The organism is Zhengella mangrovi (genome assembly GCF_002727065.1).
GTDB lineage: Bacteria > Pseudomonadota > Alphaproteobacteria > Rhizobiales > Rhizobiaceae > Zhengella > Zhengella mangrovi.
In genome coordinates this window covers 118943-139357 of the sequence record NZ_PDVP01000007.1, presented here as the reverse complement: position 1 = coordinate 139357, position 20415 = coordinate 118943, and the positions used below count along the sequence as shown (strand labels likewise).

27 protein-coding genes are annotated in these 20415 nt (G+C 66.9%); 20 read left to right on the top strand and 7 right to left on the bottom strand.

From position 1 onward, the window contains the following. The first annotated feature begins 154 nt into the window (after positions 1–154). The 5 genes from CSC94_RS13280 to purB all read left to right on the top strand — a co-directional run bounded on the left by CSC94_RS13280 (position 155) and on the right by purB (position 4909). The gene (locus CSC94_RS13280; protein ID WP_099306833.1) at positions 155–1219 is read left to right on the top strand and encodes a branched-chain amino acid ABC transporter substrate-binding protein; all 1065 of its coding nucleotides are present in this window, start codon (positions 155–157) and stop codon (positions 1217–1219) included. Next, entirely contained in the window at positions 1216–2238 is a 1023-nt protein-coding gene (locus CSC94_RS13275; protein ID WP_099306832.1) for a P1 family peptidase, read from the top strand. Before CSC94_RS13280 ends, CSC94_RS13275 begins: the two co-directional genes overlap by 4 nt. A 79-nt stretch (positions 2239–2317) precedes the next feature. Then, a complete protein-coding gene (gene rpe / locus CSC94_RS13270) occupies positions 2318–2995 on the top strand; it encodes a ribulose-phosphate 3-epimerase (protein WP_099306831.1) in 678 nt (225 codons plus the stop codon). Next, entirely contained in the window at positions 2995–3510 is a 516-nt protein-coding gene (locus tag CSC94_RS13265; protein WP_099306830.1) for a hypothetical protein, read from the top strand. Before rpe ends, CSC94_RS13265 begins: the two co-directional genes overlap by 1 nt. 64 nt (positions 3511–3574) lie before the next feature. Then, on the top strand, positions 3575–4909 hold the full coding sequence (gene purB / locus CSC94_RS13260; RefSeq protein WP_099306829.1) for an adenylosuccinate lyase: 1335 nt from the start codon (positions 3575–3577) through the stop codon (positions 4907–4909). 33 nt (positions 4910–4942) lie between these two features. Here purB and CSC94_RS13255 read toward each other — a convergent pair whose 3' ends face one another. Further along, complete coding sequence (locus tag CSC94_RS13255) at positions 4943–5743, bottom strand: DUF2189 domain-containing protein (RefSeq protein WP_099306828.1); 801 nt, start codon at positions 5741–5743, stop codon at positions 4943–4945. Positions 5744–6067: 324 nt separating this feature from the next. Between CSC94_RS13255 and CSC94_RS13250 the strand changes: the two genes are divergently transcribed. Continuing rightward, entirely contained in the window at positions 6068–6622 is a 555-nt protein-coding gene (locus tag CSC94_RS13250; RefSeq protein ID WP_099306827.1) for an RBBP9/YdeN family alpha/beta hydrolase, read from the top strand. A 4-nt stretch (positions 6623–6626) separates the two neighbouring features. Here CSC94_RS13250 and CSC94_RS13245 read toward each other — a convergent pair whose 3' ends face one another. The 3 genes from CSC94_RS13245 to CSC94_RS24640 all read right to left on the bottom strand — a co-directional run bounded on the left by CSC94_RS13245 (position 6627) and on the right by CSC94_RS24640 (position 8140). Then, entirely contained in the window at positions 6627–7415 is a 789-nt protein-coding gene (locus CSC94_RS13245) for an HpcH/HpaI aldolase family protein (protein ID WP_099306826.1), read from the bottom strand. A gap of 103 nt (positions 7416–7518) precedes the next feature. Next, entirely contained in the window at positions 7519–7839 is a 321-nt protein-coding gene (locus tag CSC94_RS13240; protein ID WP_099306825.1) for a DUF1476 domain-containing protein, read from the bottom strand. Positions 7840–7900: 61 nt separating this feature from the next. Beyond that, the gene (locus tag CSC94_RS24640; protein WP_165784426.1) at positions 7901–8140 is read right to left on the bottom strand and encodes a hypothetical protein; all 240 of its coding nucleotides are present in this window, start codon (positions 8138–8140) and stop codon (positions 7901–7903) included. Between CSC94_RS24640 and purC the strand changes: the two genes are divergently transcribed. Genes purC through CSC94_RS13195 form a run of 9 tightly spaced genes read left to right on the top strand, consistent with a single transcriptional unit; the run spans position 8139 to position 13929 of the window. Then, positions 8139–8936: a phosphoribosylaminoimidazolesuccinocarboxamide synthase gene (gene purC / locus CSC94_RS13235; protein ID WP_099306824.1), complete on the top strand. Its 798-nt coding sequence runs from the start codon at positions 8139–8141 to the stop codon at positions 8934–8936. The two genes, CSC94_RS24640 and purC, sit on opposite strands and share 2 nt — an antisense overlap. Before the next feature lie 42 nt (positions 8937–8978). Then, the gene (purS, locus tag CSC94_RS13230; RefSeq protein ID WP_099306823.1) at positions 8979–9221 is read left to right on the top strand and encodes a phosphoribosylformylglycinamidine synthase subunit PurS; all 243 of its coding nucleotides are present in this window, start codon (positions 8979–8981) and stop codon (positions 9219–9221) included. Between the two features lie 17 nt (positions 9222–9238). Continuing rightward, positions 9239–9433, top strand: a complete 195-nt coding sequence (locus tag CSC94_RS13225) for a hypothetical protein (RefSeq protein WP_133122897.1) — start codon at positions 9239–9241, stop codon at positions 9431–9433. Then, positions 9430–10107 carry a phosphoribosylformylglycinamidine synthase subunit PurQ gene (purQ, locus tag CSC94_RS13220; protein WP_099306821.1) on the top strand — a complete coding sequence of 226 codons (678 nt, stop codon included), beginning with the start codon at positions 9430–9432 and terminating at the stop codon, positions 10105–10107. Before CSC94_RS13225 ends, purQ begins: the two co-directional genes overlap by 4 nt. Beyond that, a complete protein-coding gene (locus CSC94_RS13215; protein ID WP_099306820.1) occupies positions 10104–10742 on the top strand; it encodes a thioesterase domain-containing protein in 639 nt (212 codons plus the stop codon). Before purQ ends, CSC94_RS13215 begins: the two co-directional genes overlap by 4 nt. A 4-nt stretch (positions 10743–10746) precedes the next feature. Next, complete coding sequence (locus tag CSC94_RS13210; protein WP_099306819.1) at positions 10747–11160, top strand: hypothetical protein; 414 nt, start codon at positions 10747–10749, stop codon at positions 11158–11160. Between the two features lie 20 nt (positions 11161–11180). Next, entirely contained in the window at positions 11181–13412 is a 2232-nt protein-coding gene (gene purL, locus CSC94_RS13205) for a phosphoribosylformylglycinamidine synthase subunit PurL (RefSeq protein WP_099306818.1), read from the top strand. Positions 13413–13425: 13 nt separating this feature from the next. Then, positions 13426–13659: a BolA/IbaG family iron-sulfur metabolism protein gene (locus CSC94_RS13200; protein ID WP_099306817.1), complete on the top strand. Its 234-nt coding sequence runs from the start codon at positions 13426–13428 to the stop codon at positions 13657–13659. 12 nt (positions 13660–13671) lie between these two features. After that, positions 13672–13929 (top strand): hypothetical protein, encoded by a 258-nt coding sequence (locus CSC94_RS13195; protein WP_099306816.1) that lies wholly within the window; start codon positions 13672–13674, stop codon positions 13927–13929. Positions 13930–13959: 30 nt separating this feature from the next. Here the strand turns inward: CSC94_RS13195 and CSC94_RS13190 are convergent, their stop codons facing one another. Continuing rightward, positions 13960–14784, bottom strand: coding sequence for a phosphodiester glycosidase family protein (locus CSC94_RS13190; protein WP_245408347.1), 825 nt, complete (start codon positions 14782–14784; stop codon positions 13960–13962). Positions 14785–14897: 113 nt separating this feature from the next. On the opposite strand from CSC94_RS13190, the gene grxD reads away from it, so the two are divergent. The 5 genes from grxD to CSC94_RS13165 all read left to right on the top strand — a co-directional run bounded on the left by grxD (position 14898) and on the right by CSC94_RS13165 (position 18718). Beyond that, a complete protein-coding gene (gene grxD, locus CSC94_RS13185) occupies positions 14898–15233 on the top strand; it encodes a Grx4 family monothiol glutaredoxin (RefSeq protein ID WP_099306814.1) in 336 nt (111 codons plus the stop codon). A 101-nt stretch (positions 15234–15334) separates the two neighbouring features. Continuing rightward, complete coding sequence (locus CSC94_RS13180) at positions 15335–16570, top strand: multidrug effflux MFS transporter (RefSeq protein ID WP_099306813.1); 1236 nt, start codon at positions 15335–15337, stop codon at positions 16568–16570. A 135-nt stretch (positions 16571–16705) separates the two neighbouring features. Next, positions 16706–16966, top strand: a complete 261-nt coding sequence (gene bufA2, locus CSC94_RS13175) for a BufA2 family periplasmic bufferin-type metallophore (protein ID WP_099306812.1) — start codon at positions 16706–16708, stop codon at positions 16964–16966. A gap of 82 nt (positions 16967–17048) precedes the next feature. Then, on the top strand, positions 17049–17909 hold the full coding sequence (bufB, locus tag CSC94_RS13170; protein WP_099306811.1) for an MNIO family bufferin maturase: 861 nt from the start codon (positions 17049–17051) through the stop codon (positions 17907–17909). Next, positions 17906–18718, top strand: coding sequence for an HvfC/BufC family peptide modification chaperone (locus tag CSC94_RS13165; protein WP_099306810.1), 813 nt, complete (start codon positions 17906–17908; stop codon positions 18716–18718). The genes bufB and CSC94_RS13165 overlap by 4 nt, the downstream gene beginning before the upstream one ends. Positions 18719–18725: 7 nt before the next feature. Here the strand turns inward: CSC94_RS13165 and CSC94_RS13160 are convergent, their stop codons facing one another. Both CSC94_RS13160 and ttcA read right to left on the bottom strand, forming a co-directional pair. Next, the gene (locus CSC94_RS13160) at positions 18726–19553 is read right to left on the bottom strand and encodes an inositol monophosphatase family protein (protein WP_099306909.1); all 828 of its coding nucleotides are present in this window, start codon (positions 19551–19553) and stop codon (positions 18726–18728) included. Beyond that, entirely contained in the window at positions 19553–20413 is an 861-nt protein-coding gene (ttcA, locus tag CSC94_RS13155) for a tRNA 2-thiocytidine(32) synthetase TtcA (RefSeq protein WP_099306809.1), read from the bottom strand. The genes CSC94_RS13160 and ttcA overlap by 1 nt, the downstream gene beginning before the upstream one ends. Positions 20414–20415: the final 2 nt, after the last annotated feature.

Here is a 20415-nt window from a genome sequence, read left to right as displayed (position 1 = left end):
CCGAAACCGATATGTCTGCCAGCGGTCGTGCCCGGTGGCCTGAACACGGCAATATAGGCGCAGGCCCGGTCCATGCAAGGCAAACCGGTTGCACACGCCTGCCGCGACCGGTATCGATGATCCGAAGTGCCCCGCCTGGAGCCGGAAAGTGTTGTTGCGTCGAGTCCATCTCATCCTGTTGCCCTTGGTCGCCGCCGCCCTGGCGCCTGCCGCGCCCGCAGAGGCCGCCACCATCGGTTTTGCCGCGCCGCTCTCCGGGTTTGCCGAGCCGCTGGGCCGCCAGATGGAGGCCGGCGTTCGCCTGGCCGCCGGGGACCACGCGCTTGTCGCCACGGACACCGGCTGTTCCGGCGAAGGCGGCACCGCCGCCGCGCGCGAACTGGCCGCGAACAAGGTCGCCATCGTCGTCGGCTTCCTGTGCACCGAGGCGCTGGAGGCGGCCCTGCCGGTCCTCACCGCGGCCGGCATCCCGGTCATCACGCCCGGCGTGCGCACCGACGCGCTGACCGACAGGCGCGACAAGACCGGCTGGCTGATATGGCGCACCGCGCCGCGCGGGGACGCCGAGCGCGAAGCCGCCGGCCGCATCATCCCGGACCGCTGGCGCAAGGATTTCTTCGCCATCATCGACGACGGCACCATCGCCGCCCGCGAACTGGCCGAGACCGTGCGCCTGCAGGCCGAACTGGCCCGCCTGAACCCGGTTTTCGTCGACACGTTCCGGCCGCAACTGCCCAACCAGATCGCGCTGGCCGGCCGCCTGAAGCGCGCCGGCGCGACGCATGTCTTTGCCGGCGGAGACCGCCGCGACATCGCCATCCTGGCGCGTGACCTCGCCGGCCTCGACGCCGCCATGACCATCGCCGGCGGTGAAGCGCTGGTCCGCGACGTCTCCGACATTCCCTTGCCGGCCGGAACGCTCGCCATCGCCGTTCCGGACGCCAACAATGCGCTCCCGGAAGCGCTCCGGTCGGACCTGGCCTCGGCAAACGTCACCCCCGAAGGCTACGTCGCCCCCGGCTACATGGCAGCGTCCATCGCCATCCGGGCGCTGGGCGAGACCACGCCGGACAGCGCGGCGGCCTGGCATGAACGCCTCGACGGCAAGACCTTCGAGACACCCGCCGGCAGCCTCACCTTTGATGCCAAGGGCGACCGCGCCACGAACCCCTACCAACTGCTGCGCTTCGATGGCGAGACCTGGGAGCCCGCGGGATGACGGGATTCCGGGCAGGCCCGTCCAACAGCCTCGCCGACATCGCCGGCCTCAGGGTCGGCAATGCGGCCGACGAAAGCATGCGCTCGGGCGTGACGGTCGTGGTGCCCGACGAACCGGTGACGGCAGCCGTCCAGGTGCTGGGCGGCGCCCCGGGCACGCGCGAAACGGACCTGCTGGAGGCGCACAACAGCGTCGAAAAGGTGCATGCCCTCGTGCTGTCGGGCGGCTCGGCCTTCGGGCTTGATGCCGCGTCCGGCGTGCAGGCGGCGCTGCGTGAGCAGGGCCGTGGCTTCCGCATCGGTCCGCACATCATTCCCATCGTCCCGGCGGCCATCGTTTTCGACCTGGCCAACGGCCAGCCGAAGGACTGGGGCCGCTTTCCGCCCTACCGCGATCTCGGTTACGAGGCGGCATGTTCCGCGTCCATCGACGTCGCCACCGGTTCCGTCGGCGCCGGGATCGGCGCACTGACGGCGACCGTCAAGGGTGGTCTCGGCACGGCATCGACGGTCCTGGCCGACGGGACCACAGTGGCGGCCCTGGTGGTCGCCAACCCGGTCGGCTCGCCGCTCGTCGCACAGACGCCCCATTTCTGGGCCGCGCCGTTCGAGATCGGCGCGGAGTTCGGCGGCCTCGGCCTGCCCTCGCCCCTGCCGGCGGATACCGACGCTATCCGCATCAAGTTCCGCCACCTGCGCAACACCGGGGTGGAAAACACGACCATCGGCATCATCGCCACCGATGCCGCCCTGTCCAAGGCGGAATGCAAGCGTCTCGCCATTGCCGCCCATGACGGCTTTGCCCGCGCCATCTGGCCGGTCCACACGCCGATGGACGGCGACCTGGTCTTCGGCATCGCGACGGGCACGCGGCCACGGCCGGCCTCCGGCGACGATTTCATCGATCTCTGCGCTGCTGCGGCCGCGACCATGACCCGGGCCATCGCCAGGGGTGTCCACGATGCAACCCCCGCAACCGGCGACCTCTACCCGGCCTGGTGCACGCTTGGCCGTGGGTAACCCGCCGCCCCGCATTGTTTCGGGCGCCCCTTTCTGCTAGGCGGGGCGCCATCGTGCCGCAATTCCGGAACCCGCCCAGATGACCCGTCCGCTCGCCATCGCGCCCTCCATCCTCGCCTCCGATTTCTCCCGCCTCGGCGAAGAAGTGCGCGACATCATCGCCAAGGGCGCCGACTGGGTCCATCTCGACGTGATGGACGGCCATTTCGTGCCCAACATCACCTTTGGCCCGGATGTCGTGAAATCGATCCGCAAGTACACCGATGCGACGTTTGACTGCCACCTGATGATCGCCCCCTGCGATCCCTACCTGGAGGGATTTGCCAAGGCCGGTGCCGACATCATCACGGTTCACGCCGAGGCGGGACCGCATCTTCACCGTTCGCTCCAGGCCATTCGCGCCATGGGCAAGAAGGCGGGTGTGTCGCTCAATCCGTCGACGCCGGAAAGCGTCATCGAATACTGCCTCGATCAGCTCGACCTCGTCCTCGTCATGAGCGTCAACCCGGGGTTCGGCGGCCAGAAGTTCATTCCCTCCGCGCTGGACAAGATCGCCCGCGTCAAGGCGATGATCGGCGACCGGCCGATCGACATCGAGGTCGATGGCGGGGTGACCGCGGACAATGCCGGGCAGATCGCCCGCGCTGGCGCCAATGCGCTGGTCGCCGGTTCGGCCGTCTTCAAGGGCGGCACGCCCGAGGCCTACGAAGCCAACATCGCCGCCATACGCGAGGCGGCGGAGCGCGGACGCGCCTGATGGGCAGCGCCGGCCGCCTTCCCTTTCGGGCGGCCTTGCGCGCCGGCACCCCCGACTGGCGCGTCGCGCTGCTGGGCGCCATCGCCTGGGGCACGGCCATGCTGGCCAGTGCCGCGGCCGGTCTCGGGCTCGACGGCTGGTCGTCGACTGACATGGCCCGCGTCCTCGTGCTGTTCTTTGCCGGCGGCGGCGTTGCCTTCCCGCTCGCGCTGGCGCTTTTCGGCATCCTGGCCCGGTGGCTGGGTTTCCGGCCGACCCAGCGCTTCGCCGCCGCCTTCCTCCTGCTTGGCATCGGCACCATCGCCACGACGGCCTTCGGCTTCTCCCAGGTCTTCCGGTATTACTTCGCCACCTTCCACGCGCCGTTCGGCACCAGGCTGTGGGCAAACCAGACCGTTTTCACCACCGCCGCCGGGGTCTACCACTTTCTCGTCATGGGCTTGCGCCTCTTCGTCCCCGTCGGCCTGCCGGCGCTCTTGCTGGCTGCGTTCCTGCTGGCCGGCCGGCCGAGTTGAGCAATTGGTCACCCGGTGATAACAGCACCCCACCACTGAAACACCCGAAGGACAGGTTCTCCCGATGATCCCGCGCTACTCGCGGCCCGATATGGTCGCCATCTGGTCCCCCGAAACGAAATTCCGCATCTGGTTCGAGATCGAGGCCCATGCCTGCGATGCGCTGGCCGAGCTCGGAGTCATTCCGAAGGAAGCGGCCAGGACCATCTGGGAAAAGGGCGGCGCCGCCGAATTCGACATCGACCGCATCGACGAGATCGAGCGCGAGACCAAGCACGACGTCATCGCCTTCCTCACCCACCTTGCCGAGTTCATCGGCCCGGACAGCCGCTTCGTCCACCAGGGCATGACCTCGTCCGACGTGCTGGACACCTGCTTCAACGTGCAGCTTGTCCGCGCCACCGACCTGCTGCTGACCGACATGGACAAGCTGCTCGCCGCCCTGAAGAAGCGCGCCTTCGAGCACAAGGACACGGTGACCATCGGCCGCTCGCACGGCATCCACGCCGAGCCGACCACCTTCGGCGTCAAGCTTGCCCAGGCCTACGCCGAGTTCGACCGCTGCCGTACCCGCCTGGTCAATGCCCGCGAGGAAGTGGCCACGGTGGCCATTTCCGGGGCTGTCGGCACCTTCGCCAACATCGACCCGCGCGTCGAGGAACATGTCGCCGAGAAGATGGGCCTGAAGGCCGAGCCGGTATCCACGCAGGTCATCCCGCGCGACCGTCACGCGATGTATTTCGCCACCCTGGGCGTCGTTGCCTCCTCCATCGAGCGCCTGGCGACCGAGATCCGCCACCTCCAGCGCACCGAGGTTCTGGAAGCCGAGGAATTCTTTTCCAAGGGCCAGAAGGGCTCGTCGGCCATGCCGCACAAGCGCAACCCGGTCCTGACCGAGAACCTGACCGGCCTTGCCCGCATGGTGCGGGCCTATGCCATGCCGGCCATGGAAAACGTGGCGCTCTGGCACGAGCGCGACATTTCGCACTCCTCGGTGGAGCGCATGATCGGCCCGGACGCCACGGTGACGCTCGACTTCGCGCTCGCCCGCCTGACCGGCGTCGTGGAGAATCTCGTCATTTACCCCGAGCGGATGATGGGCAACATGGACCGCCTCGGCGGCCTCGTCCATTCGCAGCGCATCCTGCTGGCGCTCACCCAGGCCGGCGTGTCCCGCGAGGATGCCTATCGCCTGGTGCAGCGCAACGCCATGAAGGTCTGGGACAGCTACCAGCGCAGCGGCCAGGCCGACGTGGATTTCCTCGAGGAACTGCTTGCCGACGAGGACGTGCGCAAGGCCCTGTCGGAAGAGGAAATCCGCTCCCGCTTCGACCTCGGCTATCACACCAAGCACGCCGACACGATCTTCACCCGCGTCTTCGGCAGCGCCAGGGGCTGACCGGACGTCGCCTCCAACACGGGCGGGAGGGCATCAGCCCTCCTGCTTCACCGCGCGCCGGTAGAGGTGCCAGGTGGAATGGCCGAGCACCGGCAGCACCACGGCCAGGCCGGCGAAGAACGGCAGCGAACCGGCGATCAGCAGCAGCGCCACGATCAGGCCCCAGGTGGCAATCACCACGGGATTGGCAAGCGTCACCCTGAGCGAGGTATCGAGCGCCGAGAGAGCGCCGACGTCTCGGTCGAGCAGCAGCGGGAACGCCACCACCGACGTGGCCAGCACGACCACGGCAAAGCCGAGGCCCGCCAGGTTGCCCCACAGCATCACGCTGCGGCCGGCTTCCGTGGTCAGCATCATGTGCACCATGTCGCCGAGACCGGCCGGCTGGGCTTCGCCGAAGAAGGCGGCATAGATCCCGTGCGCCGTCAGCAGCCAGGCGATGAAGACGAAGAACAGCCAGGCGGCGACGCCGATGATCGATGGCAGCGCCGGCGACTGGCGCACCTCCAGCGCATGCCACCAGGATGTGTCCAGCCCGGCTTCCCGCCGGCGGCTGATCTCGTAGAGCCCGATGGCCGCCACGGGGCCGACCAGCGCGAAGCCGGACATCAGCGGAAACAGCAGCGTCAGGATATTGGCGCCGGTCAGCCAGGCCGACATGACGAGCCCCGCGATCGGGTAGATCAGGCACAGGAAAACATAGTGGGACGGCTTGTCGAAGAAATCGTCCAGTCCGAGCCGCAGCGCAGCGCCAAGGTCGGAAAAGGTCAGGGTTTGCACGACGGGCCGCTCGAACGTGTCATTGGCGCCCGCCACGACATGAAATCCGCTCATGGTTGGTTCCTCCTGTCTTGCGACGGGGCGGAAGCGGATGGCGGCACCTTCCCCTTGGGAGCATGGGGCTACCGGGTTGGACTGCTCCATGCCGGCGGCCATGCGGCACTGCGAGGAAGCCGGGCGGCGGCATGACGCGGCCGCGACCCTGGCGTGGCACGCCGATCCGCAGCGCACCCCTCGAACGAAAGTGTAGATGAAATATGCCTTTTGTACACGCCCCGCCGCTTCACGAGGCCGCGAGGTGAACGGACCGGCGGTGTTTTTCAGGCGCCGGCAGTCGCGGCCTTGCGGTGCACCGGCGCCTGCATTACATCGGCGTCCATGAAATCATCCGAATGCGAAATCCTGATCGTTCCGGGCTACACCGGCTCGGGCCCCGGCCATTGGCAGACGCGCTGGCAGGACCGCCTGTCGACCGCGCGCCGCGTGGAACAGGAGGCCTGGAGCAAGCCGGTCCGCGAGGAGTGGATCGCCCGCCTCGTGGAAGAGGTGAACCGCGCCTCCAGGCCGGTCGTGCTCGTCGGCCACTCGCTGGGCGCGGCCATCTGCGTGCTCGCCGCTGAGCAGATCAGGGACAAGGTGGCCGGCGCCTTCTTCGTCGCCCCGCCCGACACGTCCAACCCGCAGGTCCGCCCGAAGCACCTGATGACCTTCGGCCCCTACCCGCGCGACCCGCTGCCCTTCCCGTCGGTGGTGATTGCCAGCCGCAACGATCCGTTCTGCGACTTCGAGGTCGCCGACGACCTCGCCGCGAGCTGGGGCTCCCTCTTTCTCGACGGTGGCGAGAGCGGCCACATCAACGCTGAATCCGGCCATGGTCCCTGGCCGGAAGGCTCGATGGTCTTCGCCAAATTCCTCTCGCACCTGCGCGCCTGAGCGGTCAGCCCTTCTTCATCGCGGCGCGAGCTTCGCCGACCATGGCTGCCGCCCCGGCGGCCATGTAGAGGCCCTCGGTCGCCACCGCCATCAGCCGGTAGCCCATGGCCTCGTATTTCGCGCAGATCGCGGGATTGATGGCGTAGATGGCCGAGAGCTTGCCGCGCGCCGTGGCCTTGGCCGCGATGTCGCCGATCGCCTCCATCATGTCATCCATCAGCGGGTCGATGCGGTGCCCGCCCGACCAGGCGATGGAAAAGTCCGACGGCCCGACGAACACGCCGTCAATCCCGTCGACATCGAGAATGTCATCGGCGATCGCGTAGGCTTCGCGTGTCTCGATCATCGCGAACGCCAGCGTCTGGGCGTTGGCGCACTCCAGGTAGGACTGCCCGCCGGTCACGCCGCGCCGCGCCAGCCCGATGGTCGGTCCCCAGGACCGCCCGCCGACCGGCGGATACTTCATCGCGGCTGCGAACGTCCGCGCATCCTCGATCGTGTTGATCATCGGGGCGATCACCGCGTCGGCGCCGAAGTCCAGCGCCCGGCTCGCCATGTCGAACCGCCCAACCGGGACCCGCACGATGGCCGGCTTGCCCGCCGAAATCACCGCGGGCAGGCAGCGCAGGATGGACCCGTCGTCATGCCCGCCGTGCTGCATGTCGAGGACGACGGTGTCGAACGCCGTGGCGGCAACGGCTTCCATCGTCACCGGGTCCGGGATGGAGGACCAGGCGCTGAGCAGGGTTTCCCCGGCGCGAAGGCGGTCCGCGAGGCTCGTGAGTCGTGACATTCTTCCCTCCCTGCCGGTCCCCGCCGGCCATCGACATGCTTGCAAGCAAAACGGCCGCCCGGCAAGACCGGACGGCCGTTATCCGGTTCGCGTCCGCGACCGGTTATTCCTTGGTCACCTGCTCAGCGGCAGTGGCCAGCAGTTCTTCCATCGTGCGGCGGATCTGGTGGTCGGACTGGTCCACGCCGGCCGCGTCGAAATCGCCGCGGATCTTGCGGAACACGTCGTCATCGCCGACTTCCTCGAAATCGGCCAGCACCACTTCCTTGGCATAGGCTTCGGCAGCGTCGCCGCTCTTGCCCAGCTTCTCGGCCGCCCACAGCCCAAGCAGCTTGTTGCGGCGCGCCATGGCCTTGAACTTCAGTTCCTCGTCATGGGCAAACTTGTTCTCGAAGGCCTTCTCGCGATCACTCATCTGGCTCATTGCAAACGATCCTCTGTCTGGACAATCCGGTGCGCCGGCCCGGCATGATTCATTCCGGTGTTCAATATGGGTTTTGAAGCCTGATAGCAAAAGCCTTTTGTCTTGAAAACGCGACCATCGGCGTGTTTCGGCGTTTTTGCACCGTCAGAAAGCGGTTGATGGCGCCAAACGGCCATTGAGGAAAACCCTGCTTTGGTTTAGAGACCGCCGAACGGACGGTGCGTGAAAGCGTGCCGCCACGGTGATTCCGCGTTCGCGCGCCACGCACCTGAGCGCGCAAGGACCCAAGAGAAAAGCCCATGAACCGTCGCCGCCGCATCTATGAAGGCAAGGCCAAGATCCTTTACGAAGGTCCCGAGCCGGGTACGCTGATCCAGTTCTTCAAGGACGACGCCACCGCGTTCAACGCCAAGAAGCACGAGGTCATCGATGGCAAGGGGGTGCTGAACAACCGCATCTCCGAGCACATCTTCACCAACCTCAACCGGATGGGCATCCCGACCCACTTCATCCGCCGCATCAACATGCGCGAGCAGCTGATCAAGGAAGTCGAGATCATTCCGCTGGAAGTGGTCGTGCGCAATGTCGCCGCCGGGTCCCTGTCCAAGCGCCTCGGCATCGAGGAAGGCACCGTCCTGCCCCGCTCGATCATCGAGTTCTACTACAAGGCCGACGCGCTGGACGACCCGATGGTGTCGGAAGAGCATATCACGGCCTTCGGCTGGGCCTCCCCGCAGGAAATCGATGACATCATGGCGCTGGCCATCCGCATCAACGACTTCCTCTCTGGCATGTTCCTGGGCGTCGGCATCCAGCTCGTCGACTTCAAGATCGAGTGCGGCCGCCTCTGGGAAGGCGACATGATGCGCATCGTGCTCGCCGACGAGATTTCGCCCGACTCCTGCCGCCTGTGGGACGTCGCGACCCAGGACAAGCTGGACAAGGACCGCTTCCGCCGCGACATGGGCGGCCTGGTCGAAGCCTACCAGGAAGTGGCCCGCCGCCTCGGCATCATCAACGAGAACGAGCCGCCGCGCTCTTCCGGCCCGGTGCTCGTTTCCAGCAAGGACGATCCGGACGGCGGCTCCATCCACTGAGCCGCCATTCCGCCCAGCCAGACGAACAAGGACGAAATCGAAGTGATCAAGGCACGCGTCACCGTCACGTTGAAGAACGGCGTTCTCGACCCGCAGGGCAAGGCCATCGAAGGCGCGCTCGGCACGCTCGGTTTTTCCGGCGTCGGCCACGTCCGCCAGGGCAAGGTCTTCGACATCGAGCTCGATCATGACGATCGCGCCCGCGCCGAGGCCGAACTGGCCGCCATGGCCGAGAAGCTCCTCGCCAACACGGTGATCGAGGACTACACCGTCTCCATCGCCTGAGGTTGCAGGAGTCCGGCATGATGGACATGTCCGACGAACGGATGGAAGAATGGCCGGGGGCGACGCCGGCAAGCCTCGCGCCCATGCCGGCCGGCGGTCACACCATTCACGGTACCCTCGCAGACCACGGCGCCCGCCTTGACCGGATCGTGAAGCGGCTTGAACCGCGCGAACGGGCCGAGGCACAGGAAAGAGTCAGGTTCGACGAATGAAAGCAGCGGTCATCCTTCTCCCCGGCCTCAACCGCGATCGCGACATGATCGCGGCCCTGACGAAGATTTCCGGCACGCCGCCGGTCACCGTCTGGCAGACCGACACGGCCATTCCCGACGTCGACCTCGTCGTCATCCCGGGCGGCTTCTCCTACGGCGATTACCTGCGCTGCGGCGCCATTGCCGCGCGCATGCCGGTGCTCGATGCCGTCCGCAGGAAGGCCGCCGAGGGCGTCCGCGTCATGGGCGTCTGCAACGGTTTCCAGATCCTGCTCGAAGCCGGGCTGCTGCCGGGTGCGCTGATGCGCAATGCCTCGCTGCATTTCGTCTGCCGGGAGGTGAAACTGGAAGTCGCCAACGCGGACACCGCCTTTACCCGCGGCTACTCGAAGGGCCAGGTCATCCGCTGCCCGGTCGCTCACCACGACGGCAACTATTTCGCCGATGCGGACACGCTGAAGCGCCTCGAGGATAACGGCCAGGTCGTATTCCGCTATGCCGAGGGCACCAATCCCAACGGGTCCATGCATGATATCGCGGGCATCGTGAACGAGGCCGGCAATGTTCTCGGCATGATGCCGCACCCCGAGAACCTGATCGAAGCCGCCCATGGCGGCGATGACGGGCGCGCGCTCTTCGAAAGCGCGCTCGACCTCGCGGGAGTGGCCGGATGAGGCATCGCACGGCAAGGCGGCAACGCATGGTGCGGCCGTCGTGCGCGCGCGCGGTGAGGTCTGCCGCCGTCCTTCTCCTGCTTGTGCTGGCAGGTCTCCTGATGCCCGTCCGGGCCTGGACCGCCGAGCCGACGGAGGTCTATTTCTTCCGCGGCTTCTTTGGCGGCAACTTCTCCATGGGGCTCGACACGATCGCCGGCGAACTCGCCCAGCAGGGGATCCGGGCCCGCGTCTTCTCATGGCGGGAGACCGAAGAGGCGGAAGAAGAGATCCTCGCGACACCGCCAGACGGCCCCATCGTGATCGTCGGGCATTCCTTCGGTGGCAATGCCGCCCTGTCCCTGTCCGACAAGCTGGCCGCCAGGGGCGTGCCGATCAGCCTGGTCGTCACGCTCGACCCGACGACGAGCGGCCCGGTTTCTCCGGCCGTCGGCGCATACCGGAACTATTATCTGTCCTTCAACGCCCTCGGCAAGGCGCTGACGGTCCCGCCCGGCATGGCTGGCCGGGTCCGCAACATCGACATTCGCGATCGCACCGACATCACCGTCATTTCCGAGAGCCACTGGAACATGACCGAGAACGACGTCATCGCCCGCGAAGTGCACCGGCTCATCCTCCAGGCCCTGAGGTGACACCATGACCGGCCCCTCCCGTCTCGCCGCCCTCGCCCTCGTCACCGCCGCTGCCGGACTGGCTGCCTGCCAGCGCGAGCCCGCCGGCGGCCCGCTGATCGCGACGGTGGACAATTCCGCGGCGATTGCCCTGCTCCAGTCGGTCAACATGCAGGCCCAGACGTGCTGGATGAGGTCGAAGGACCGCGATTTCGCCGCCTACCGCCTGATCCCGGAACTCGATACCCGTGTCGGCAAGCCGCGCATCCTCCTGGTCCAGGCCAGGGCGGCCCAGGGCCTGCCGCAGCTGGTGATCGAAGCGCACGGCAACCCGGTGCAATTGACAACCTACGGCCCCCTGACCGGGAAACCCCTTTCCGGACGCATCAACACCGACGTGACCCGCTGGGCAACCGGCGGAACCGGCTGCAAGGCCTGACAGGAACTGGCAGAAGCAAGATGACCATCCCCAACGATATCCGCATCACCGAAGACCTGATCGCTGCCCACGGCCTGAAGCCGGACGAATACCAGCGCATCCTGGACCTGATCGGCCGCGAGCCGTCCTTCACCGAGCTTGGCATCTTCTCGGCCATGTGGAACGAGCACTGTTCCTACAAGTCGTCCAAGAAATGGCTGCGCACCCTGCCGACCAGCGGCCCGCAGGTCATCCAGGGCCCGGGCGAGAATGCCGGCGTTGTCGATATCGGCGATGGCGATTGCGTCGTCTTCAAGATGGAGAGCCACAACCACCCGTCCTACATCGAGCCCTACCAGGGGGCGGCGACGGGTGTCGGCGGCATCCTGCGTGACGTCTTCACCATGGGCGCGCGGCCCGTGGCTGCCATGAATGCCTTGCGTTTCGGCGAACCGGACCATGCGAAGACCCGCCATCTCGTCTCCGGCGTGGTGGCCGGCGTGGGCGGCTACGGCAATTCCTTCGGCGTACCGACGGTCGGCGGCGAAGTGGAATTCGACGCCCGCTACAATGGCAACTGCCTGGTCAATGCCTTCGCGGCCGGCCTGGCGAAGACCGATGCCATCTTCTACTCGAAGGCCGAGGGTGTCGGCCTGCCGGTCGTCTACCTCGGCGCCAAGACCGGGCGCGACGGCGTCGGCGGCGCCACCATGGCCTCCGCCGAATTCGACGACTCCATCGAGGAGAAGCGCCCCACCGTTCAGGTCGGCGATCCCTTCACCGAGAAATGCCTGCTGGAAGCCTGCCTCGAGCTGATGCAGACCGGCGCCGTCATCGCCATCCAGGACATGGGCGCGGCCGGCCTCACCTGCTCGGCGGTCGAAATGGGCGCCAAGGGCGATCTCGGGATCGAGTTGGACCTCGATTGCGTACCGGTGCGCGAGGAGCGCATGAGCGCCTACGAGATGATGCTCTCGGAAAGCCAGGAGCGCATGCTCATGGTGCTGCGTCCGGAGAAGGAAGACGAAGCCAAGGCGATCTTCGTCAAGTGGGGCCTGGACTTCGCCATCGTTGGCAAGACCACCGACGACCTGCGCTTCCGCATCGTCCACCAGGGCGAGGAGGTGGCCAATCTCCCGATCAAGGACCTGGGCGACGAGGCGCCGGAATACGACCGGCCGTGGATGGAGCCCGGCCGCCATGCGCCCCTGCCGGCCTCCAACGTGCCGGAAGTGGAGGACTACGGCGCGGCGCTCCTCACCCTGCTCGGCTCCGCCAACGGCGCTTCCCGGCGCTGGGTCTGGGAACAGTATGACACCCTGATCCAGGGCAATTCCCTGCAGATCCCGGGGGGCGACGCCGGCGTCATCCGCGTTGACGGCCACGAGACCAAGGCCCTTGCCTTCTCGTCCGACGTCACGCCGCGCTATGTCGAGGCCGATCCCTACGAGGGCGGCAAGCAGGCCGTGGCCGAATGCTGGCGCAACCTGACCGCCACCGGCGCCCTGCCCCTGGCTGCCACCGACAACCTGAACTTCGGCAACCCGGAAAAGCCGGAAATCATGGGCCAGCTGGTCAAGGCCATCGAGGGCATCGGCGAGGCCTGCGCCGCGCTCGACATGCCGATCGTCTCGGGCAACGTCTCGCTCTACAACGAGACCAACGGCGTTGCCATTCTTCCCACCCCCACCATCGGCGGCGTCGGCCTGATCCCGGACTGGGGCAAGATGGCGCGGATCGGGACCTTCTCCGAAGGCGACGTGCTGATCCTGCTGGGTGGCGACGGCACGCATCTTGGCCAGTCCGTCTACTTGCGTGACGTCCTCGGCGAAGCCTACGGACCGCCGCCGCCGGTCGATCTCGTGATCGAGAAGCGCAACGGCGAATTCCTGCGCTCGGCGATCTCGAACGGGCAGATCAAGGCCTGCCACGACATCTCCGATGGCGGCATGATCGTCGCGGTTGCCGAGATGTGCATGGCTGCGGGCGTCGGCGCCGACATCGACATCGGCGACGGTGCGGTTCATGCCGCCCTCTTCGGCGAGGACCAGGCACGCTACGTCGTCGCCGTCGGCAGCGACCTCGCCAACTGGCTGACGATCAACGCCGAGGGTGCGGGCGTGCCCTTCCGGATCCTGGGTACCGCCGGCGGCAACGCGTTGACGGCAGGCGCCAACCTGTCCATATCCTTGGCGGAAATGAAAAAGGCGCACGAATCGTGGTTCCCGGACTTCATGGCCGGCGAGTTCGTCGAGAGCGCAGACGCAGCCTGAGGAGACCAGACCCATGGCGATGGACGCCGGCGACATCAAGAAACTGATCCTTGAAGCCCTCCCCGATGCGAAGGTCACGATCCGCGACCTTGCCGGCGATGGCGATCACTATGCCGCCGAGGTCGTCTCGGAGAGCTTTCGCGGCAAGTCCCGCGTCCAGCAGCACCAGATGGTCTACGAGGCGCTGAAGGGCAACATGGGCGGCGTGCTGCACGCGCTCGCCCTGCAGACCTCCGCCCCGGACTGAGGCGGACCGGCGATGGCGAACATCCTGACGGACATCATTTCCGAGACCATCGACGGGGCCCTGAAGGAAATCCTGAAAAAGCCGCGGCGCACGACCCGCCGCAGGCGCCGGTCATCCGGCGTCACGGGTACGATCGTCAGCGAACTCGAAAAGATGCTCGCACCGGCGAAGAAGCAGACCAGCCGCAAGGCCACGGCGCGCCGCCGCTCCAAGACGACGCAACGCAAGACACGGGCGAAAACCGCGACCCGCCGCCGGACGAAGCGCTAGTCCGCGGCCGGTCGCGCCCCGCAAGCGATTTTACTTTGCGAACACAGCCAGGATCGGACCCGACTTGTCCGTGCCGCCGGTCACCATCTGCCCGTACGCCGCGAAGGCCGAAATCCCGCCGTCGAGGAACAGCGCATCCGGGCAGCCGAACCCGTCCCGGAAAGCCCGTGCGAAGGCACCGAGCGACACCGCTTCGCGGCTGATCGCCAGCACCACCGCGCCGTCCGCCCGCACGCCCACGCCGTTGCGGATGTAGCGTGACGTGCCGTCGGCGAGAAACTTCGGATGCACCTCGCCGTCGATGACCAGCATCGGGCCGGATTGCGTCGCCAGGCGCGCCGTCAGGCCCGACCCGGCAAAGGCCTGCGTTTCCATCACGCCGGCCCGGCCCGACGAATCGATGAAGAACACGCCGTTCGGCTTGAGATAGAAATTGCCGTCCCCATCGGCCAGTTCCAGGGCTGCGGTCTCGCGCCCCTCGTCCACGAACAGGCCCACCGGCGTCATGTCGGCATGGTACATGCCGGCATTCATGGCGATCAGCGGCACGGTCCCTGCACCCGCCATGGCGTCGAGGAACGCGGGAACGGCTCCATAGGCCTGCCTGTCCGGCCGCGCGAGATATAGGCGGAAACGCACGGAGTGCGGATCGAGCACGCAGGCGATGTAACCGGCCCCCTCGTGCGTCTCGAAGCGGCAGGCCTCCGGCAATTGCGGCAGTGATTCCACGCGGCTCTCCCTGACCGGCCTGCGCTGGTGGCGGACGGTCCAGCTGTAGACCGCCGCGCCGGCGATGGCCAGCGCCAGCACGAGGAGCGTCATCACCCGCCAGCCCCGCTGGCGCCCCTGTTTCATGCTTTTGACGTCCTTTCTCGGGTACGCACCGCTTGTGCCGCCCGTCCTGTCGCGCTATCTGAAGGGCAAGGAAACCGCCGGACCTTGAACCCGGCAGGAAGAGGATACAAGCCATGAGTGACATCAAGGAACTGATCGACCAGGAAGTGAAGTCGGGCGACGTCGTGCTGTTCATGAAGGGCACGCCCGGTTTTCCGCAGTGCGGCTTTTCCGGTCAGGTCGTCCAGATTCTCGACTACCTGGGCGTGGAATACAAGGGCATCAATGTCCTTGCCTCCGACGAGATGCGCCAGGGCATCAAGGACTATTCGAACTGGCCGACGATCCCGCAGCTCTACGTGAAGGGCGAATTCGTCGGCGGGTGCGACATCGTCCGCGAGATGTTCCAGGCCGGTGAACTGCAGCAGCACCTGTCGCAGAACGGCATCGCCACCTCGTCGGCTGCCTGACCCCCTTTTTATCAGGTCATTCGCCGGATTCGAGCGGCGCGCCTGACCGGGCGCGCCGCTTTCGTTTTCGACCCCTGTCCCATCTGCCCTGAAGGTGTGCGATGTCTCCTGTCCCCGAGAGAAGCTGGCCGCTGCCGGTCGGCCGCGCCGAGTTCGTCGCCGTCATGGCCGCGCTGATGGCCCTGAACGCCCTGGCCATCGACATCATGCTGCCCGGCATGCAGCAGATCGGCGCATCGCTCGGCGTATCCGACGAGAACGAGCGCCAGTTCGTCATCACCGCCTACCTGCTCGGCTTCGGCGCCATGCAGCTGGTCTTCGGCCCCCTGTCCGACCGTTTTGGCCGCAAGGGACCGCTGCTGGCCGGACTGTCGATCTACGTGCTCGCCGCCCTCGCCGCCGCCTTCGCCCCCGACTTCCAGACGCTTCTGCTGCTCCGCCTGCTGCAAGGCGCCGGCGCCGCCTCGACGCGCGTGCTGACCGTCGCCATGGTGCGCGACGTCGCCGGCGGGCGCGCCATGGCCGAGATCATGTCGCTTGTCTTCATGGTCTTCATGATCATGCCGGTCGTCGCGCCGGCGCTTGGCCAGGCCATTCTTCTGGCCGGCGAATGGCACACGATCTTCCTCTTCATGGGTTTCGGCGGCGCGGCCGTCATCGCCTGGATGGCGCTACGCATCCCCGAAACGCTGGCCGAGGATCATCGCCGGCCGGTCTCGTTCCGGGCCGTCGCCGCCGGGTTCCACGCCGTGGCCACCAACCGCATGTCCCTTTGGTACACGCTGGCCATGACGGCAATCCTGTCGTCGCTCTTCGGCTTCATCAACACCGTCCAGCAGATCTACATCGGCATCTACGACCTCGGCACGGCCTTTCCGCTGGTCTTCGCGCTGGTCGCGGGCTCGATGTCGCTGTTTTCCTGGCTCAATTCGCGCATCGTGCAGCGCTTCGGCATGCGCCGCGTTTCCCATTCCGCCCTTCTTGTCTTCCTGGCGACGAGCACGACGCTCTATCTCCTGTCGTTGCAGGGCGTCGTCCCGCTGCCCCTGTTCCTCGGCCTGTTCACGGTGACCATGTGCGCCTTCGGCATGCTCACTTCCAATTTCAGCTCCATCGCCATGGAGCCGCTCGGGCGGGTCGCCGGCATCGCCTCCTCGGCGCAGGGCTTCTTTCAGACGACCGGCAGCGCCCTCATCGGCGCGGCCATCGGCCAGTCCTTCGACGGCACCATCACGCCGGTCATGGCGGGGTTCGCCGCCGTATCCCTGGCCGCCCTGCTTTGCGTCCTCGTTGCCGAGCGCGGCCACCTCTTCACGATTGGCCCGGCGGAAGCCTGATCGCGCCGCCGCCACGTTTCCGTCATCGGCGCACACGAAGCCCTCACGGGATCGTGCCTTCCCATTGAACGCTGTGTTCAGTTTTCTGGACATGCACGCAGGACGCGTGCTTTGCAAACTGATGGGAGAAAGATCATGAAACATATCGGCAAGTCCGGAGCCGCGCTGGCCGCCGCCGCCTTCACCCTGGCCCTGTCCGGAACCGCCCCGATGGTCACCACGGCGCAGGCCGCCGATGGTATGGTCAAGTGCATGGGCGTGAATTCCTGCAAGGGCCACGGCGAATGCGCCACGGCCTCCAATTCGTGCAATGGCCAGAACGCCTGCAAGGGCCAGGGCTTCATTTCACTCTCCAAGGACGAGTGTGACGCTCAGGGCGGCAAGGTGCTCAAGTAAGAGCCGAACCGCCCGCGGCAGGTGGAACGCGGGGGCTTTCCACCTGCCCTTTCCCGGTTTCCCGCAGTTCCAGGAGACAACGATGCCCGCACAGGACGGAAAACCCGAAAGCCTCGGTTTTGGCCTCGGCCTGCGCCCGCAGCACTATGGCGAGATCCTCGACGGCAATCCGCAGGTCGACTGGTTCGAGGTCATCTCGGAAAACTATTTCGCGGCCGGTGGCCAGCCCATGCGGATGCTGGACCGCATCGCCGAACGCTATCCGCTCGTCATGCACGGCGTCTCCATGTCGATCGCCTCCACCAGCCCGCTCGACATGACCTACCTTGAACGGCTCAGGGCGCTCGCGGACCGCGTGAACCCGCGCTGGATTTCCGACCACCTGTGCTGGACCGGCGTCCACGGCGTCAACCTGCACGACCTCCTGCCGGTCCCCTACACCGAAGAGGCGCTGGATCATGTCTGTGACCGGATCGCCCGCGTCCAGGATTACCTTGGCCGGCGTATCGCCATCGAGAACGTGTCCTCCTACATCGAATATGCCGACAGCGAGATGAGCGAATGGGACTTCGTGGCAGAGATGGCGCGCCGCGCCGATTGCTGGCTGCTGCTCGACGTGAACAACGTCTTCGTTTCCGGTGCCAACCATGCCTTTGACGGCGCACGATTCATCGAGACCATACCCGTCGACCGGGTCGTCCAGTTCCACCTTGCAGGTCACTCCGAAGGCAACGGCCACCTGATCGATACCCACGACCAGCCGGTCAGCGATGCGGTCTTCCACCTCTACCGCCAGGCCCTGCAGCGCTTCGGCCCGGTTTCCACCATGATCGAGCGCGACGACAACATCCCGCCCCTGGCCGAGTTGCTGGCGGAACTGGATCGCGCCCGCGCCATCGCCCGCGAGGTCCTGGGCGACGCGACGGAGATCCGCGCGGCATGACCCGGCCAACGCTCGCCGAATTGCAAGCCCGGATGCAGGCCGCGATCAAGGATGGCGACGACGACGCGCTGGCGCTGATCGCCGCGCCGCCGCACAACAGCCGCGAGGACCGGCTGGCGACCTATCGCAACGCCTACCGCCTGCGCCTCGCTGCCATCCTGCGCGATGATTTCGATGCCGTTCACGCCTTCCTCGGCGACGCGCAGTTCGAGGCGCTCTCGGCGGCCTATATCGAGGCCTGCCCGTCATCGACACCGAACGCCCGCTGGTTTGCCGACCGGTTCCCCGCCTTCGCGGCCGCCACCGCGCCATGGAACGCCCATCCCGTGATCGGCGATCTGGCCGCCCTGCAATGGGCCCTCGCCGGTGCCTTCGATGCCGCCGACCGCGAGGCCGCATCGCTGCAGGACCTCGCCGCGCTGCCGCCGGAGCGCGCCATGGACATGGTTCTGGCGTTCACGCCATCGGTGCGCCTGCTGACGCCGGGCACCAATGCCGCGGCCATACTGTCAGCCCTGAGGCAGGACGAGACGCCACCGGATGCCGCATCGCTCCCAAACGGCTGTGCCACGCTTGTCTGGCGCGCGGACCTGCAGGCGCGCTACCGGCCGCTGGAACCGGAGGAAGCCATGCTGCTCGCCGAAGCCATGGCAGGCCGGTCCTTCGGCCTGCTGTGCGAGATGGCGGCCATGATGGCCGATCCCGGGACCGCCGCGCCGCGCGTCGCCGGCTACCTGCGCGGCTGGATCGAATCAGGGATGGTCGCCGGCATCGCCACCGGCAGTGAAGCACCGGCGCCGGCAGGCTGACGCGGGTTCAGCCGGCCAGCAGCGTATCCCGGATCAGCGTCCAGCTCTCGGCATCCGGCGCCGCCAGCAGGTGGCCGTCCAGATCGTCTGGCCGGTAGACCGTCCCGTCCATCTTGGCGACGTGGCCGCCCGCTTCCTGGTGGATCAGGACCCCCGCCGGATGATCCCAGGGGGTGAGCTTCGAATAAAAGGCGAAATGCATGTGGCCGTCCGCCAGCATGCGATAATCCTGGGCCGCGCAGCGGTAGCAGACCGGTGCCTGGAACCGGGTATGATTGGCCGCAAGCCGGGCCCTGAGCCCCGGTTCGGCGAACTGCCACGAGACCGAGCCGATCATCTGCTCGACCGGCAGGGCATCCATCGCCTTCAGCCGCCGGGCAGCTGCGCCTTCGCGGCGCACGAAGGCACCGCCACCACGCGCGGCGACCATGGTATCGCCGCCGACCGGGTCGTGGATCACGCCGGCCACCGTCTCGCCGTCCAGCACGACAGCGGCCATGACGCCGAACACCGTGACACCCGAGGCGAAGTTGAAGGTGCCGTCGACCGGGTCCACCGTCACCGCGAGGCCCTCACCGGCCCAGCCGTACTGGAGGTCCGGATTGGCGGCCACGGCCTCCTCGCCGACGACCCGCACCCCGTCGAAGCGGTCGCGAAGCTCGGCGGTGATGAACCGCTCGGCATTCACGTCGGCTTCCGTCACGAGGTCGGACCCGGAGGTCTTCTCGCGGATATCGCTGTCGGAGAGATGGCGGAACCGCGGCAGGATCTCCGCTTGCGCGGCACGCTCCAGGCAATCGACGAGCCAGTCGAGGTCGGTATCGGAAAACCGCATCATGAATCCTTCACGGGATGGGCCGCCAGCGCGGCGAAGTCGAAAAGCGTCCGGTCCAGGAGATGGCTTGGGCGGACCGTTGTCAGCGCCCGGATCATCGTGTCCTTGCGCCCGGGCATGCGCGCCTCGATGTCGGTGAGCATCGCCTTCATGGCATTGCGCTGCAGCCCGTCCTGGCTGCCGCACAGGTCGCACGGAATGATCGGAAAGGCCATGTGGCGCGCGAACTTCTCCAGGTCCGCCTCGGCGCAGAAGGCCAACGGCCGCAGCACCTCCACGTCGCCCTCGTCGTTGACCAGTTTCGGTGGTATGGCCGCCAGCCGGCCGCCGTGGAACAGGTTCATGAAGAAGGTTTCCAGGATGTCCTCACGATGATGCCCCAGGACCAGCGCTGAACACCCCTCTTCCCGCGCGATGCGGTAGAGATGCCCGCGCCGCAAGCGCGAACAGAGCGAGCAATAGGTCGCGCCCTGCGGCAGCTTGTCGGTCACCACCGAATAGGTGTCCTGGTATTCGATCCGGTGCTCGATCCCGTTGGCCGTCAGCCAGTCCGGCAGGATGTGCTTGGGAAAGTTCGGCTGGCCCTGGTCGAGGTTGCAGGCGAGCAGGTCGACCGGCAGCAGGCCGCGCCATTTCAGGTCCATCAGCACGGCCAGCAGGCCGTAGGAATCCTTGCCGCCCGACAGGGCCACCAGCCAGCGTTCGCCGGGCCGCGCCATGCCGTAGTCCTCGATCGCCTGCCGGGTCTGGCGCAACAGGCGCTTGCGCAGCTTGTTGAATTCCACCGACGTCTCGATGCCGGCAAAGAGCGGGTGGCAGGTCGCGCTGTCATCCTCCGCGATGTCGGAGTGAACCGTCATGG